This is a genomic window from Sulfurimonas sp. HSL-1716 (assembly GCF_039645975.1).
GTDB classification, from domain to species: domain Bacteria; phylum Campylobacterota; class Campylobacteria; order Campylobacterales; family Sulfurimonadaceae; genus Hydrocurvibacter; species Hydrocurvibacter sulfurireducens.
This window is the reverse complement of the sequence record NZ_CP147918.1, coordinates 196,667-212,258: the sequence shown is the minus strand read 5'-3', so window position 1 is coordinate 212,258 and position 15,592 is coordinate 196,667. Positions and strand designations below refer to the sequence as shown.

Annotated in this window: 16 protein-coding genes; 13 read left to right on the top strand and 3 right to left on the bottom strand. The window is 42.5% G+C overall.

Going from position 1 to position 15,592, the window contains the following annotated elements:
• Both WCY03_RS01085 and WCY03_RS01080 read right to left on the bottom strand, forming a co-directional pair.
• On the bottom strand, nt 1-1,377 hold the full coding sequence (locus WCY03_RS01085; RefSeq protein WP_345993161.1) for a hypothetical protein: 1,377 nt from the start codon (nt 1,375-1,377) through the stop codon (nt 1-3).
• Nucleotides 1,378-1,575 carry a YwbE family protein gene (locus WCY03_RS01080; RefSeq protein WP_345993160.1) on the bottom strand — a complete coding sequence of 66 codons (198 nt, stop codon included), beginning with the start codon at nt 1,573-1,575 and terminating at the stop codon, nt 1,378-1,380.
• A 64-nt stretch (nt 1,576-1,639) separates the two neighbouring features.
• On the opposite strand from WCY03_RS01080, the gene WCY03_RS01075 reads away from it, so the two are divergent.
• Genes WCY03_RS01075 through WCY03_RS01015 form a run of 13 tightly spaced genes read left to right on the top strand, consistent with a single transcriptional unit; the run spans nt 1,640 to nt 14,561 of the window.
• The gene (locus tag WCY03_RS01075; protein WP_345993159.1) at nt 1,640-2,356 is read left to right on the top strand and encodes a glycosyltransferase family protein; all 717 of its coding nucleotides are present in this window, start codon (nt 1,640-1,642) and stop codon (nt 2,354-2,356) included.
• On the top strand, nt 2,334-3,395 hold the full coding sequence (pseG, locus tag WCY03_RS01070; RefSeq protein WP_345993158.1) for a UDP-2,4-diacetamido-2,4,6-trideoxy-beta-L-altropyranose hydrolase: 1,062 nt from the start codon (nt 2,334-2,336) through the stop codon (nt 3,393-3,395). The genes WCY03_RS01075 and pseG overlap by 23 nt, the downstream gene beginning before the upstream one ends.
• On the top strand, nt 3,382-4,938 hold the full coding sequence (locus tag WCY03_RS01065) for an HAD-IIIC family phosphatase (RefSeq protein WP_345993157.1): 1,557 nt from the start codon (nt 3,382-3,384) through the stop codon (nt 4,936-4,938). Before pseG ends, WCY03_RS01065 begins: the two co-directional genes overlap by 14 nt.
• Complete coding sequence (locus WCY03_RS01060; protein WP_345993156.1) at nt 4,928-5,218, top strand: hypothetical protein; 291 nt, start codon at nt 4,928-4,930, stop codon at nt 5,216-5,218. The genes WCY03_RS01065 and WCY03_RS01060 overlap by 11 nt, the downstream gene beginning before the upstream one ends.
• Complete coding sequence (locus WCY03_RS01055; RefSeq protein WP_345993155.1) at nt 5,199-6,272, top strand: ketoacyl-ACP synthase III; 1,074 nt, start codon at nt 5,199-5,201, stop codon at nt 6,270-6,272. Before WCY03_RS01060 ends, WCY03_RS01055 begins: the two co-directional genes overlap by 20 nt.
• Entirely contained in the window at nt 6,272-6,493 is a 222-nt protein-coding gene (locus WCY03_RS01050) for a hypothetical protein (protein ID WP_345993154.1), read from the top strand. The genes WCY03_RS01055 and WCY03_RS01050 overlap by 1 nt, the downstream gene beginning before the upstream one ends.
• Nucleotides 6,483-7,004, top strand: coding sequence for a GNAT family N-acetyltransferase (locus tag WCY03_RS01045; protein WP_345993153.1), 522 nt, complete (start codon nt 6,483-6,485; stop codon nt 7,002-7,004). Before WCY03_RS01050 ends, WCY03_RS01045 begins: the two co-directional genes overlap by 11 nt.
• Complete coding sequence (pseI, locus tag WCY03_RS01040) at nt 7,001-8,017, top strand: pseudaminic acid synthase (protein WP_345993152.1); 1,017 nt, start codon at nt 7,001-7,003, stop codon at nt 8,015-8,017. Before WCY03_RS01045 ends, pseI begins: the two co-directional genes overlap by 4 nt.
• Complete coding sequence (gene glf / locus WCY03_RS01035; RefSeq protein ID WP_345993151.1) at nt 8,010-9,158, top strand: UDP-galactopyranose mutase; 1,149 nt, start codon at nt 8,010-8,012, stop codon at nt 9,156-9,158. Before pseI ends, glf begins: the two co-directional genes overlap by 8 nt.
• Nucleotides 9,151-10,113: a glycosyltransferase gene (locus tag WCY03_RS01030; RefSeq protein WP_345993150.1), complete on the top strand. Its 963-nt coding sequence runs from the start codon at nt 9,151-9,153 to the stop codon at nt 10,111-10,113. Before glf ends, WCY03_RS01030 begins: the two co-directional genes overlap by 8 nt.
• Nucleotides 10,110-11,471: a glycosyltransferase family 2 protein gene (locus tag WCY03_RS01025; protein ID WP_345993149.1), complete on the top strand. Its 1,362-nt coding sequence runs from the start codon at nt 10,110-10,112 to the stop codon at nt 11,469-11,471. Before WCY03_RS01030 ends, WCY03_RS01025 begins: the two co-directional genes overlap by 4 nt.
• Nucleotides 11,468-12,256 (top strand): hypothetical protein, encoded by a 789-nt coding sequence (locus WCY03_RS01020; protein ID WP_345993148.1) that lies wholly within the window; start codon nt 11,468-11,470, stop codon nt 12,254-12,256. Before WCY03_RS01025 ends, WCY03_RS01020 begins: the two co-directional genes overlap by 4 nt.
• A complete protein-coding gene (locus WCY03_RS01015; protein WP_345993147.1) occupies nt 12,246-14,561 on the top strand; it encodes an HAD family hydrolase in 2,316 nt (771 codons plus the stop codon). The genes WCY03_RS01020 and WCY03_RS01015 overlap by 11 nt, the downstream gene beginning before the upstream one ends.
• Here WCY03_RS01015 and WCY03_RS01010 read toward each other — a convergent pair.
• Entirely contained in the window at nt 14,558-15,592 is a 1,035-nt protein-coding gene (locus tag WCY03_RS01010; RefSeq protein WP_345993146.1) for a TylF/MycF/NovP-related O-methyltransferase, read from the bottom strand. The genes WCY03_RS01015 and WCY03_RS01010 overlap by 4 nt on opposite strands.

Genomic DNA, 15,592 nt, shown 5'->3' with positions numbered 1-15,592 from the left:
TCAGATAAGCTCTATCGCATAAACAGCGGCGTTTTCAAGACTTATATGTAAAACCGCATCCCCCTCATAAGCCGGCTTGATCACCAGATCCGTATCGTCGACGGCTTTTACACGCTGCGATGCCACCTCATGACCCGATACTAGATAACGCAGCACCACTTCGCCGTTTTTACATGCAAGGTTGAGCCGTAATCTGCGATCATAAAAACTCAAAGAACATGTCTGCAGCCACCCCTGCGTCGAGGCAGCTCCCACCAGCCGCTCTTTTTGCACAATACTGCAGCGTGTCACCCATATGGGCTGTTGTATAACTTTGGTAAAATCTTTTTCATGCAATCCGTGTTCAAAGTTGGAATCGGAATAATAGAGCTTGATATGATCTTCTTCAAAGACCGGGGCTGAGGGTGTCGTGACCATTCCTCCCTCATCTCTAAAATTGAGATCCCAAGGGATAAAAGCTTCATCGCTTATGCGCCTCCATGATTTTCCGTCACGACTGTAAGCCAAAAATATCTCCATTTTTCCTTGATTCGTACCGCGGGGCAGCTCTTTTTCTATCTCAAAAAGCCATAAAAATCCCAAATATCCGCTGCCGTAAGCAAACGGACACAAACCGTAAAAATCACTCCAAAAAAATCCGCGTTTTTTTGCAATATCATCCTCGCCTTTACCGGGAATCCATACAGTCTCGATACTGCTCCAACCGATAAAATCACGGCTTTGACTATAGCCTATACAGCGTCTGGTTCTGCCATCGGCATCTATCTCATAGGTCTTTATCATCGCTTTGTAAAGATCGCCGTCTTTGTATGCGGGAGCTACGTCGCTGTACCACATCTTTTTCGTATAGCGGTTAGGAAACTCCAAAAGCTCGATGACGGGATTGTACCCGTATTCGTAAAACTGTCTGCCGTTTTTGGAGTAAAGGGCTCTATACCCTGCCTCGCCGTAGGCAAAAAGCTTATAGGGCTTTTCGGACTTAGGCTCGTAAATGACGCTTGGCATATGATACCCCGCGGCAAGATTGGTCATCTCCTGTCCTTCGCCGAGCTTTGGCACATCCGAGGCTTCAAGAGTATCATTTGCCTGCACCACTTTATGAGCAGATGCCTTAAAATCGGCCGCGTTTATCATAGGTTTCTCCCATACAAGGCCGTCATTGCTTATGGCATACCCTATGCGAAGGGCATTTCCGCACTGGTAATACATCTCATACCCCGATTCTTTTTTGATAACCGTGCCATACATATGAGTGCGATTGCCTTCCCAATGAAATTCGGGCTTTAAGATCGCTTCGGAGGGTTTTATTTCTGCCTGTCTGTATTCAATGTTATAAGAAGCGGCGATATGATCGTCATCCGGAAAAAGTATCGTCATCTAGCCGTATATCTCCTTCACACGTCCGACCTCTTTGTTCATAAGACGCACTTTGATACCGTGAGGATGAAAAGCCGAATTTGTCAGGATGTCGCGCACTACGCCTTCGGTCAATTTTCCCGTGCTTTGATCCTGTTTAAGCACTATCGCCACGCGTATGCCGCTTCGTATATTTTTGCGTTCTCTGCCGTCTATCAAACAACTTCCTTTGTATATCCCGTTTTAAGGGCATTTTGAGATTGGTTCTAGCTATAATTATACTATGAATTTGTATATCATCATTCAAGCCCGCATGACCAGCACCAGACTAAGAGCCAAAGTAATGCTTCCCCTGTGCGGCAAAACGATTTTGGAAGTGATGCTCTCTCGTCTGGAGGAGTTTAAAGAAAACATCATCGTAGCTACCACGGATGACGGCTCGCAGATGCCCATAGTCGAGCTTTGTAAACGTCTGCATGTAAAATATTTCCAAGGCGATACGGATGATGTCTTGGCACGATACTACCACAGTGCTTCAAAATTCGGCGCGGATGAAAAGAGCATCATCGTGCGCTGTACAAGCGACTGCCCGCTCATTGACGCACAGATCGTAAAAAAGACGATCGAGTTTTACAAAAACAGCGATGCCCGGTATGTCTGTGCCTGTCAACAGAGCGGTTTTCCGCGCGGGATGGATACGGAGGTGTTCTCCTTTGCCCACCTCAAAGAAGCTTATGAGAATGCGATAACAGAGCATCACAAAGAACATGTCACGCCCTACATCAAAGAAAACGTGAAGTGCGCGTCTTACAAAAACTCTCACGACCATTCAAGATACCGTCTGACACTCGACGAGGAAGATGACTACAAAGCAATAACCGAGCTGTACGAAAAACTGAACTGCGAAACGGACTTCAGCTACGAAAAGCTCATCGAGACCCTGGAACAAAACCTTTACATCTATGAAATGAACAAGCATGTCGAACAAAAAAAACAGTAATTTATCTGCCTTGCAAGAGGCAAGCTTTAGTGCCTCAGCGGCCAGCGCAGCACAAAGGGACTTTGCTCCTGTGGGCGTGATATTGATAAGAATGGATTCTTCTTCGGCCATCGGTCTCGGTCATCTTATGCGCACGCTTCTTTTGGCAGAAGGATTGAGAAATGATTTTTCTATCACCTACATCACGCAAGAACTCAAAGGAAACCAAAACCGTCTCATAGAGCAAAACGGGTTTGCCCGCAGGATCGTAAGCAGTATGGATTGCAGCGAACTCATAGAGATCGCTAAAGAGCTGAAGCCTTCCCTTTTCATCATCGATCACTACGGAGTCGATATAAACTGCGAAGCAAAGCTCAAAGAGCTCTGCCGTGTTTTAGTGTTTGACGACGAGTTCAAGGAACATCGTGCAGATATCGTTTTAAACCACTCTTTTATCGCAGATGAAAAGGACTACTCCTATCTAAAAGACACAAAGATACTTGCGGGAGCCAGATACACTCTTTTAAAAGATGATTTTTTATCTCATAAGAACCGTTTTACTCCCCTTGACTCTCTTAAAAACAAAAAAGTGCTTGTAACGCTTGGAGGAAGCGATCCGCTGGGTCTCTCTCTTCGTGTGAAAAAATATCTTCTATCGCTTGAAAAGACTCTGTCCGTGACCATTGTTACGACCTCTGCAAACCAAAAGATCACCTTTTTAAAGATCAGAGACAAAGAGCTTGTCATAGATGAAAAGGAGATGGCAGAGCTTATGAGAGCACATGATCTCATCATCACGAGTGCGAGCACCTCTCTTTTAGAGACATTCGCCCTAAAAAAACCGTTTATCGCCATAAAATGCGCTTCAAATCAGGCACGAACCGTCGATATACTAAAAAGACAAGACCTTAAAAACATCATAGAGGTTTTTACGCCTGCAGCTTTAAAAAAAGCGCTTAATTTTGTACAATACCACCCTTACAAGATCAAAAGAGTCTTAGACAGATACAGCTTTAAAAAAAATGGTGTGGCAAAGGAGTTGATAATTGAATACAAATAGCATCGCATTCTTGTCAAATACCGTCACAAAGCCCTTTGACAGATTCTTAAAAGAGTATTCTCTTACGCACTATCCGCTTGATACGATTATCGATACGCTCTATGCGAAGGTAGATGAACAAGTGTTAATACTGCTTTTGGACAGCAGTTTTTTTGCCGATGATCACGATGAAAGCTTCGCTGTTTTAAAAAATGCTCTGCTTCATTTTAGGATGAACAACAGCGCAAAGATCATCATAAACACGCTAAACGAAGAGTTTAACGATATTTTCACTCCCGACAAAATACGCCAAGAACTCGAACTTGCAAAGCTAAACTGCAAGATCGCTTCGCTTCAAGAGGAGCTAAACGGTCTTGCAGTTTTGGATTTTTACACAATGTGCAAAGAACACGGAACAAAAAACCTCATAAGCCAGAGGAACCGTTATCTTTTTCAGACACCCTTTACAAAACTTGCGACAGAACTTCTCAGTGCAAAGATACAAGAACTTATCTCACTTTTTGATGCTCCGCGCATCAAAGCGATAGCCGTCGATGCCGACAACACGCTCTGGGGCGGGATCATCGGCGAAGACGGACTGGGAGGGATCAAAATAGACAACAACTACCCCGGCATCGTCTACACGAAGTTTCAAGAGTATCTGCTGGAGCTCAAAAACAGCGGGATCATCCTTATTTTACTCAGCAAGAACGATGAAAACGCCGTGCAGGAAGTGTTTGAAACAAAAACGATGCCGCTTGGCCTTGATGATTTTGTCGCGCACGCAGTGAACTGGAACTCCAAAAGCGAAAACCTAAATGCCGTTTTAAAGGAGCTCGGCCTCACCAAAACGGGTATCATCTTCATCGACGATTCCGACGCGGAGTTAGCAGAGATGCGCCAGCGTATGGGGATAGAATGTTACAAAATGAACCCGGCAAACCCGCTTTTAAACATCGAAACGCTAAAGAAGATCACCGCTTTAAAAACTCTGCACATAAGCGCTGAGGATGCAAAAAAGACGACACTTTACAAAGATGAGAAAGAGCGTCTGGATCTAAGCTCAAAGATGCCCAGCAAAGAGGATTTCATCGCTTCGCTTGGCATCCGCATCGGTGTCACATGCAACAACGAAAAGAACATAGAGCGCATTACGCAGCTGATTAACAAAACGAACCAGTTCAATCTTACCACCAAACGCTACGAACTCTCCTTTGTAAAAGAGCTGATGCAAAGCGGTTTCGTGTACGACTTCAGTGTCAAAGACAAGTTCGGTGACATGGGGATCGTCGGGGTAGTCATCATCAAGGACGGCGATATAGATACCTTTTTGATGAGCTGCCGCGTGCTCGGACGCGGGATCGAAGAGAGCGTCTTGAACTTCATCACCCGCAGACATCAAGATCTCACCGCATCTTATTGCAAAACGGACAAAAACGCGCTTGTCGAAGAGTTCTATGAGAAAAACGGTTTTGAAGCGGTAAAAAACGGCGATTGCAAACATTATAAATTCAAGCGTTTTGCCGATGTTAATGAAAGTATAAAGGTAGAGTATGGATCTTAAAGAGATTATTTTAAAAGCTGTAAAAAACATCAACGAAGAGCTGAATATAGAAGAGCTGCAAAACGTGAACGACGAAACGCCGCTCTTTGAGCTGCTCGATTCGCTGGGCACGCTTGATCTGATCTTGGAGCTTGAATCCTCGCTCGAAGATGCCACCGGAAATTACATCGCCGTGGCAAGCGAAGAAAGCATGGACGCCAAGAACACTCCCTTTAAAACGATAGTGACGCTGGAAAAATTTTTAGAGCAAAGGATTGCCGATGAGTCAGATCAGTTTTGAGAACATCGCCGTCACGGCGATGGCGACCACGGTGGGTGGCAACATCATCGACCTTGAAGATGAAAAAGAGCGTTTCGGGTTTGACGACGACTCATTTAGCAGACTTCAAAGAAGCATAGGGCTGAAAACCCGCTACATCGCCGATGAAGACGTGTGTACGAGCGACCTGTGCGTGCAAAGTGCGGAAGATATCTTTACCAACACCGACATCAAAAAAGAGGAGATAGAAGCGCTTTTGTTCGTGACGCAGAGTCCCGACTTCAAAGCGCCCTCCACCGCCATCATCATGCAAGATCGTCTGGGACTGCCGAAGAGCTGCGGAGCTTTTGACATCAACCTCGGATGCAGCGGTTTTATCTACGGACTCTTTACAGCCTACAGCTACGTCAACAGCGGCATGAAAAAAGTACTTTTGTGCGTAGGCGACGTCAACAGCTACTTCTCGGGGGAACGGGATAAGATATTCACTCCCTTGATGGGCGATGCGGGAAGTGCGATAGTCATCGAGAAAAAAGATGCACCAAAAAGTTTTTTCTCGCTCTACAGCGACGGAAGCGGATACAAGCATCTCATTATCCCCGCAGGCGGAGCGCGAACTCCCACGACACATGAAACGCTTGTTGCAAAACTTCGCGAAGACGGCGGTATAAGACGCGACGAAGATCTCTTTATGGACGGTAAGGAGGTGTTTAACTTCGCCATCAAGACCGTGCCTCCGCTCATCAAAGAGGTCGTGGAATCTGCAGGACTGCAAAACGACGAGATAGACTATTTCGTACTGCATCAAGCAAATCCTTACATCCTAAAAACCATCGCCTCGCGCCTCAAAGTGGCACCGCAAAAAGTGCCGATGGAAACGGGAAAGATCTACGGCAACCAAAACGCAGCTTCCATCCCCGGGACTATCAACGGCTTTTTAAACGAGGAGTTTAGCGCAAAGAAACTCACTATCGCCGTTGCGGGATTCGGCATAGGTCTAAGCTGGGGCGGAGCCGTGATCCAAACGGACAATATCTACGCACCGCGTACTCTAATCTACAAAAAGGAAGCATGATGAGTGAAGAAGAATTCTTGATCCGCCTCGCCGAAGAGGTACAGCTTGACCGCCCTTTAAACCCGGACGAACTGCTGTGCGATATCCCTGAATGGGATTCGCTTGCGATGCTCGGTGCACTGAGTGTATTTGACGAAATAGGCGCGTCCGTGGAGATAGACGAACTTGAAAACTGCGTGAGCATAAAAGATATCCTGACAAAGGCGGGCTTTGACGCTTAAAGGTTTTGACATAGCACTCACGCCCCTCGAACACAAAGATATCGAAACGGTACGCTTTTGGCGAAACAGCGATGAAGTAAAGCGCTACGCACTCGATCAAAGCCACATCACGCAAGAGCAGCAAGAAGCGTGGTTCGCCTCTTTGGCAAAAAAAGAGGATGAGTATTTCGTTATCCGAGTCAAAGAGAAACCCATCGGGCTTATCTGGTTCAACAAGCGCGGTGAAAGCGTAGAGACCGGATTTTACCTTTACGACGCTTCAAAGCAGAACTCGCTCGTGCCGTACAAGATAGTCACGCTGTTTCACGATTATCTTTTTAACGAAAAAGATTACAGGATTCTCAGATGCAAGATCATGCACGACAATCCAAGAGCAATACGCTTTAACCTCTCTTTGGGTTACAAAGAAAAAGAGGAGCATGAACTTTATAAAAGTTATGAACTCGCATATGAAGATTATAAAAGAGCGGATGCGAAGATATCAAAACTGCTTTTAAGAGAGAAAGAATGAAGATAGGTACACACGACACGGACAAAAAAGTCTTTATCATCGCAGAGCTCTCGGCAAACCACAACCAAGATTTTGAACTGGCAAAAAAGGGAGTAAGAGTCGCGTATGAAGCGGGATGCGACGCCGTAAAACTACAGACCTACACACCGGATTCACTTACCCTTGATGTCAAAGAGGAGAGGTTCAAAGCGGGTGACCTGTGGCAGGACGAATACCTTTACGACCTTTACAAACGTGCATGTATGCCTTATGAGTGGCACAAACCGTTAAAGAAGTATGCAGACGAACTGGGCATCTTGCTTTTTTCATCGCCTTTTGATCTGCAGGCGGTCGATGTCTTGGAAAAGATAGAAGTACCCGCATACAAAATAGCCTCCTTTGAGATAACGGACATCCCGCTTATCCGTTATGCCGCTTCCAAAGGCAAGCCCGTCATCATCTCCACGGGTGTCGGCGATACCCTAGACATCGAGCTCGCAGTCGCTGCCTGCAAGAGTGAGGGCAATGAAAATATCGTGCTTTTAAAATGTACAAGCGCCTACCCCGCCGCACCCGAATCCATGAACCTGCTCACCATCGCCGATATGAAAGAGCGATTCGCTGCGGAGGTCGGACTTTCCGATCATACGCTTGGCAACGACGCGGTCATCGCCTCGGTGGCACTCGGTGCGAGAGTGATAGAAAAACATTTCACCCCCGATGAAAACATAGAAACGCCCGATGGCGCCTTCTCACTCTCGCCCTCTCAGCTGCGCGAGATGGTGCAAAGCGTGCGAAACGTCGAAAAGATGCTGGGACACGTAAAATATGACGACAAATCCAAAAAATACGCCAGAAGCCTCTATGTCAGCCGCGACATCAAAAAAGGCGAAAGCTTTACAAAAGAGAACATCAAAAGCATCCGTCCGGGCGACGGGCTGCATCCAAAACACTATGAAGAGATTTTGGGTAAAATTGCACTAACCGATATAAAGGCAGGCACACCGCTTTCATGGGAGAATATCAATGTATGACGTCATCATAGTCGGAGCAGGATTTGCGGGCAGCGTCCTAGCTCACAAACTGGCAACCCGGCAGAACAAAAAAGTTTTGATCATAGACAAACGCCCCCATATCGGCGGAAACTGTTTTGACAGCATCGATGAACACGGAATTCTCATCCATAACTACGGTCCGCACCTTTTTCATACCGACAGTCAAAAAGTATGGACTTTTCTTAGTCAGTTCACCTCATGGCATAATTACCATCATAAAGTAGAAGGATTCATAGACGGACACTATGTTCCGATCCCTTTTAACCTCAACACCCTTCACAAGCTTTTCCCCCGTTTCATGGCCGAATCGATCGAAAAAAACCTGGTAGAAACCTATGGTTACGGAAAAAAAGTCACGATCCTGGAACTTCAAAAGACAGCCGACAAAGATCTCAGATTCATCGCTGATTTTATTTACGAAAAGATCTTTTTGCACTACTCCGCAAAACAGTGGGGCAAAAAGATCGAAGAGCTTGACCCTGCGGTGAGCGCAAGGGTTCCCGTAGCCATCAGCAAAGACGACAGATATTTCCACGACCCATTTCAGGCGATGCCCCAAGAGGGATATGCAAAGCTTTTTGAGAACATGCTTTCTCATGAAAATATAGAGATACGCCTTAACACGGAGTTCAAAGACATCTTGCGCATAGAGGGTGAGAACTTTATATTTGAAGATCGCCTCCTTGAGGGTGAAGTCGTCTTTACGGGAATGATCGATGAGCTATTTGATTTTAGATTCGGCACGCTTCCCTACCGTTCGATAGAGCTGGTGTTTGAAAACCACGAAACGGATTCCTTTCAAAATGCCACGACGACGAACTATCCTAACGATTATGATTATACCCGTATCACCGAATTTAAAAAGATGTATGACGCAAAACACGAATCAACGACCATAGCAAAAGAGTATCCGCAAGAGTTCGTCTACGGAAAGAACACACCTTACTATCCGATCTTCACGGATGAAAATCAAAAACGCTATGAAGAGTATAAAAAGTATGCGCAAAGCTTCAAAAATCTCACTCTCGTAGGGCGTCTGGCGGAGTATAAATACTACGATATGGACGACATCGTATTGCGCGCATTGGAAGTGTTCGAAGAAAGATTTGCCGATGCATGACATCTGTGCCGTAGTCGTCACATTTAACCGCAAAGAGCTGCTTTTGGAGTGTTTGGACGCACTTTTAAAGCAGACGTATGCACTCAAAAAAATATATCTTATCGACAATAACAGCAGCGACGGTACACATGAAAGTTTGGAAGTAAAAGGGTATTTGGCGCATCCGCAGATAGAGTACGTAAAACTCTATCGCAACATCGGCGGGGCAGGCGGATTTGCTCACGGGCTAAAAACGGCATACGAAAACAAGCACGATTTTTACTATCTTTTAGACGACGATGCCCAGCCCGCAGAGGATGCCATTGAAAAACTCGTACCCTATTTGGATCAAAAACACAGCGCTTTTGCATCGGCAGTCTATAATAATTTCGAGCTGCAAGAAACATCGCATCGAGGCCGTTTTGACTGGTGCGATATCTATCCGACGCCCCAAAAAGCACTCCCTCTGCAAGAATACGACAAAGAGAGCGTCGAGATCGACATGGCTTCATTTGTGGGAATACTGATACCCATAGATTCCATTACACGGATCGGTTTTCCAAGAGATGAGTTCTTTATCCACTTTGACGACACCGAATACTGTATGCGCCTTTCAAAGCTTTCAAAGATACTGATGATCCCGCAAAGCATCATCTACCACAAAGAGAAGCGACAGGAAGAGAAGATCCAAAAGAGCTTTTTATGGTTTAAAAAGAACCGTATCAGATATGATAAACTCTGGATAAAATATTTCGGCAGAAGAAACAGCATCTATCTGGCCAAACGATACTCTACATGTAAAATATCTTTTTATTTTAAATTATTTAATGAATATCTGAATTTAATGAAAGATATTTTACTTTATGACGATAATAAACTAAGACGAATAAAGTTTTCTACACTTTCTTATTTAGATGGTTTGAATGAACTCTTTGATAACGAAAAAGCAAAAAATATTTTAAAAGGTTTTGAGTGAAAGATTTAGCGATAGTAATATGCAATTACAATAAAGTAGAATACTTAAAAGAGTGTTTACACTCCATTTCAAATGCGGTATTTGAAAACTATTCCAAAGATATCATTGTCGTCGACAATCTTTCAAACGACGGCAGTGCGGATATGATCGAAAAACATTTTCCCGATGTGATTTTAATACGAAACAACGAGAACAGTGGAGGTGCTGGCGGTTTTGCAAAAGGGATGCAGTATGCTCTTGATCATGGATACCGATATGTCAGCTTACTCGATAATGACACAAAAGTGGAAAAAAACAATTTCATAAATTTAATCAAGCATCTCAATGACGACAGCTCAATCGGAGTAGCCGGTTCTACCATCCTTCAGATGGATAATCCTCAAAACGTACAAGAAGTAGGCGCTATGCTTGATTGGGAAAACTATATCCTAAAACTTAATTATAAAGATTTTAACATTGAAAATCCAATTATCCCCCAACAGATCGAGTGTGATTACGTACCTGCTTGCTGCCTTATGACTACCGGTGAAGTTTTACAAAAAGCCGGTATTTTTGACAGAGATTATTTTATCTATTTGGATGATATCGACTGGTGTACACGGGTGAAAGACTTAGGGTATAAGATCGTGGCTTTTAAAGATTCCCTCGTTTGGCATAAAGGCGGCGCAAAAATAGCTACCAATACGATGTATCACTATTATTATTACAGGAACATGACGCGTTTTTTTCTCAAGAACATCTCGCCCGACAAGCTTGAACATTTTATCAACGAAGTCAGCAGCAAGATAAGCAAGATGATGTTCTTTGCCAATCTCAAAGGTCAAACAAGTTCGGTCCGCTCTATGCTTATAGGCATAGACGATGCCTATGCTAAAAGACTCGGTGCGCAGTGGAGTGGAATATACCCGAAAAAAGAAGCGGCCAACAAGATATATGAGCTCTCCTCGACAAAACAGGATATTTTGATCATAGACAACATCGACAGCGTGGACTTTCAACAGACAATCGTCAATATCAGAATGCATACGGATGCTAAAATAACCGTTTTGGCAAAATACTTAGAGTTTGAATACGTCTCATCGATCCTGGATAATATAGACAATGCATATGCGACCAAAGAGATCGGCGACCTGTCAGAGTATGACATGGTCATTCAAAGCGTGGAGCATATAACCAATTATAAAGATTACGATGAGTGCGGTGCATACATAGACGCTTTTGGAAACTGTATCGCAGACGATGCCGATAAGATAAATGTTCAAAGCTACGGATCTTTTATGACCATGTTCGACAACATCACAAAACCTGTGTTGCAACATAAGTTTACGACTCTCTTTAAAGAACTGAACATCAAATGAAATACTACATATACACCGTTCCAAAAGCCGGTACATATCTTTTAGCCGTTCTTTTGGAAAAAGCAGGAGTCCATAACACGGGTTATCATATCAAGCCCGGTAAGTACCTCGATACGAAAGCTGCCGGCATGAACGATAATATATCGTCTCCGAGCAGGCAGTCAAAAGAATCTCCTTCAGATCAACTGCTGGATAAGATAGCAGAGGGAAGCTTTTTGTTCGGTCATATGACACCTTTTCATTTTAGAAAAGACCAATGGCAAAATCTCAATGTTCTCCTCTCGATCAGGGATCCAAAAGAGGTCGTAGAATCTGAGTTCATCGATTTTAGGTTTAGAAGAGATGATATTCAGTGGGTATCAAAAGAGGTCATCAAAGACGATACTCTGGCCTTTGAACACTATCTGCAAAAAAATCTGATCCATACGGAAAATATCTTCCGCGAGATGCATAATTTCTACAATAAGATAGCGACAAAAACCTTACCCAACGATGCGAATCTTTATATCTTGAATTTTAAAGAGTTTTTGAACAAAGAGGAGGGTTTAAAAATCTTGCAAAAGATCATCGATCTGTTCAAATTAGATACTACGGCTGCAGATATGGACAATCTGTATGACGAAATCATCAATGAAGAGAACAAAACGAAAACCGTAAACGAACCCGTCTACGTGGATAAAGAGATTTTGTGGTCAGACAAAGCCAGAGCTATCTTCGACCAAAGCGATGTCACTTCGACTTATGAGACACTACTTTCATTCAAAGAGCAGCAAAATGAACTCTAACAAAAAATTTATTTCTCTTTGCAGCAGCAGCACCGTTGAAAAAAGATTTTTGGAGCTTTTACAAGATCCTGATATTAAAGTAGTGTCATTTGATATTTTTGAAACTCTTGTATTTCGAGAAAGCCTAAACCACGAAGAGATCTTCTTGGCAGTTGGAAGAGATCCCTATGTCAAAAATATTTTTCAAGATGAACACACATTTACAAACTTTCGGATTGCAGCGCAAAAATCTGCCAAGAAAAAATTGAAAAAAGACGCCGTTGCAATCGATGAGATATATGATGAATTCAGCTATTTGACAAAAAAACAACGTTTAAAAATCATAAAGCTCGAACTTCATGAAGAAAAAAGATCGCTCTTTGTAAATCACCAACTTGACAGATGGATTAAAATTGCACATGACCATAACAAACAGATCATACTGATCTCAGATATGTATCTTAGTAGAAGCGATATCGGAAAAATTGCCCTTAGCAAGCTTAAACACAAAACATTTATCAGCGATCTGTTCATATCTTCAGAGTTTAATAAAAGCAAACATACAGGTGCACTCTATTTAGAGGTTCTCTCCCGACTTCAGATACGCTCCCATGAAATGCTCCACATAGGAGATAACCAGCATACTGATTTTACAATGGCGAACGCTCTTGGCATAGCCACCCTTTTATATGATGCTGACCACTATATGAAAAGTATGCTCCGACACGAAAACTACTACACAAAGTTCACGCATCCCGCCAAGATCGTCCCGCTTAGGATTTTAACAACCCTCTTAAATCCGTATGAGGGTGAAAAAGAGAGGTTTTATTATAATTTCGGTGCTTTTGCAGGAGGACCTTTACTGCATTCGTTTAGCAGCTGGGTCATAGATACGGCAAAGAAAAACAATATTAAAAAAATATACAGCATCATGAGAGAAGGAAGAATATTCAATAAATATATAAATATTTTGCTGCAGCAAAACGGTCTTGATCTCTCTCTTGACCATATCTACGCTTCAAGGGTTGCCACCTATCTTTTAACCCTCGATGAAGACAATATCGCTATTAATGATCTGACCTTCTTTAATTTCCGAAAATTGTCCGTGAACGATTTTTACAAGATCTTTAAACTTGATCTTGACAATACGCAATTAAAAACTTACTCTAGTGTTTTTATATCTGACCTGGACAATGACACCTTAGAAAAGATACAAAATGATCTGGCAGATAAAAAAGAGGTTATCAGACTCAATATTCAAAAAGAAAAACGCATCTTTAGCCAGTATCTCAAACAGCTAAAGATAACCAAAGGGTCTATGCTGCTCGATTTTGGCGGTTCAGGGACGGTTCAAGGGATTATAGACGGCTTTTTAAAACACAACGTCACGTTGCTGCATGCTCTTTTTTATATCTCCGAGGACGCATTTGAAAAAAGAGTACAGACAAGACTCTTTCCTTTCCTGCCGCTTACGAATGAGACTTACAGAAATACGCAGCTGTTTAGAAGATCGCCCGATATTTTTGAATTTCTATTTAACGGCGAAGAGAATACCACTATCTCTTTTGAGAAACATGATCATCAGATCATCCCTATTCTGAGCGAAAACTCTCTATCCCAAGAATATCGATCGATCATAAACGCTTTTGATGCCGGCATAGACGCGTATTTTGAAGTGATACAAAAGTACGGTTCAAACGAATTGCAGTATGAACAATCATATATCTTAAAACTGCTGTCAAGAATAGTAGACTTTCCGACATACATGGAGATACAACAACTTGGAGACCTGCCTCTTGAGCTCAACTATACCGCGGAAAATACAGAGAAAATAATCGATAAAAGAGGTTTAGATTTTTTAAATCGCAACGGTCTTGAAAATGTCATGAATGATTTTTATGACGACCTGTCCAGATACTTCGATGAACTGCCATGGCCACAAGGTGCTGCAGGAAAAACAGACATCAAGTATATTCAGCAAAACAGATATATATACAAACAAAACATAAATGATTTTGCATTGGAGAACATATTGCTTCAAATCGACAGTAACGGTTCGCTCAGATCTCTCTCTATCTACGGCACGGGAGATTTTCTATTATTGGTCATGCCCGAACTGTTAAGACGGGGCATAAAGATCAACTATCTCATAGATTCAAAAGCGGAGAACGGGAACTTCACTCTTTATAACTATGAGGTCATCACTGCAAAACAAGCGCTTTTAAAAGGAGAATCAAATTTTTTGATCGCATCCGTTGCCTTTTCAAAAGAGATCTCTGCAAAGCTTTCAAATCTATCAAAAGAGATTCGTATCATCTGTTTTTAGGAAATCTTAATAACTATGGCATGCCCGTTAAGATTATATATAACCATTCTGTCAGTCAATTGTCTTTGTTCATTTACAAACTTTGTAATTCCGTCACAAGACTCAAAACCGTAATCATCAAAGACTATCATACCCCCGACTACCAATCTTTCCCATATCCAATCTACAATATCTATCGCCGACTTATATACATCTACATCTATATGACAAAATCGAAATTTCTTATCTTTAACTACAAAAGATGTATCATCAGGAAAGATACCTGTCAATATTTCGACATTTTTCAAATCCAACTTACGTATTAAATCTTCAACATACTCTATACTAGTATCTGCATGTTCTCCATCGAAGTAATATGTATCATGCTCACTGGACTTTACGACACCTGAAAAAGTATCGCATAGATATATATGCTCACGTATATCGCAATCTTGAGCCCGCTTTGCTATGAGTGTACCGGTTCCGCCCCTCCATACACCAACCTCTATAAGACTTCCTTCTGCAAGTTTAGAGGTTTGTTGAACTAATTCCCATAACTCATAAGCCTTATAAATATCGACAAGGGTATGAGTCGAAATGATCTCGAAAGTCTCAAAGAAACTGTTATCTATCTTCCATGGTGCGTAATTTGCATTTGAAAAGATATTTTCATACCCCACCTTGGAAAACTGCTTCCCTATTTTAATGACCGATATCCTGTCTTTATCAATGTTCAGTTCATTGATAAGATAGTCGATAATCTTCTCTTCCCGACCCAAAACAGTCACGATGATTTTGTTATGTTCGAGATACGGTAGTTTTGTCGGGGCATATACTCTCTCAAAACCCGTAAGATCTGAAATTTCCAAATATCTCATATCCACGATACTAGAAATCTTCTCCGATATTTTAGAGTATATATACTCGCCTACTATCCCGAAACCATATAAAATAAACTCTCCATCTGCTTGACGAAAAGCTTCGATCTCTCTATTTAGCTCATTAAGATATCTGGAGAAAACATATCTCTCTTTTATATTTAATAGACTCAT

Excerpts from the sequence above, each read along its gene's own strand:
- WCY03_RS01020 (WP_345993148.1), top strand. The coding sequence starts at position 11,468 with ATGAAATACTACATATACACCGTTCCAAAAGCCGGTACATATCTTTTA.
- pseG (WP_345993158.1), top strand. The coding sequence starts at position 2,334 with ATGTCGAACAAAAAAAACAGTAATTTATCTGCCTTGCAAGAGGCAAGC.
- WCY03_RS01055 (WP_345993155.1), top strand. The coding sequence starts at position 5,199 with ATGAGTCAGATCAGTTTTGAGAACATCGCCGTCACGGCGATGGCGACC.
- glf (WP_345993151.1), top strand. The coding sequence starts at position 8,010 with ATGTATGACGTCATCATAGTCGGAGCAGGATTTGCGGGCAGCGTCCTA.
- WCY03_RS01050 (WP_345993154.1), top strand. The coding sequence starts at position 6,272 with ATGAGTGAAGAAGAATTCTTGATCCGCCTCGCCGAAGAGGTACAGCTT.
- WCY03_RS01060 (WP_345993156.1), top strand. The coding sequence starts at position 4,928 with ATGGATCTTAAAGAGATTATTTTAAAAGCTGTAAAAAACATCAACGAA.
- WCY03_RS01085 (WP_345993161.1), bottom strand. The coding sequence starts at position 1,377 with ATGACGATACTTTTTCCGGATGACGATCATATCGCCGCTTCTTATAAC.
- WCY03_RS01075 (WP_345993159.1), top strand. The coding sequence starts at position 1,640 with ATGAATTTGTATATCATCATTCAAGCCCGCATGACCAGCACCAGACTA.
- WCY03_RS01010 (WP_345993146.1), bottom strand. The coding sequence starts at position 15,592 with ATGAGTCTATTAAATATAAAAGAGAGATATGTTTTCTCCAGATATCTT.
- WCY03_RS01030 (WP_345993150.1), top strand. The coding sequence starts at position 9,151 with ATGCATGACATCTGTGCCGTAGTCGTCACATTTAACCGCAAAGAGCTG.
- pseI (WP_345993152.1), top strand. The coding sequence starts at position 7,001 with ATGAAGATAGGTACACACGACACGGACAAAAAAGTCTTTATCATCGCA.
- WCY03_RS01015 (WP_345993147.1), top strand. The coding sequence starts at position 12,246 with ATGAACTCTAACAAAAAATTTATTTCTCTTTGCAGCAGCAGCACCGTT.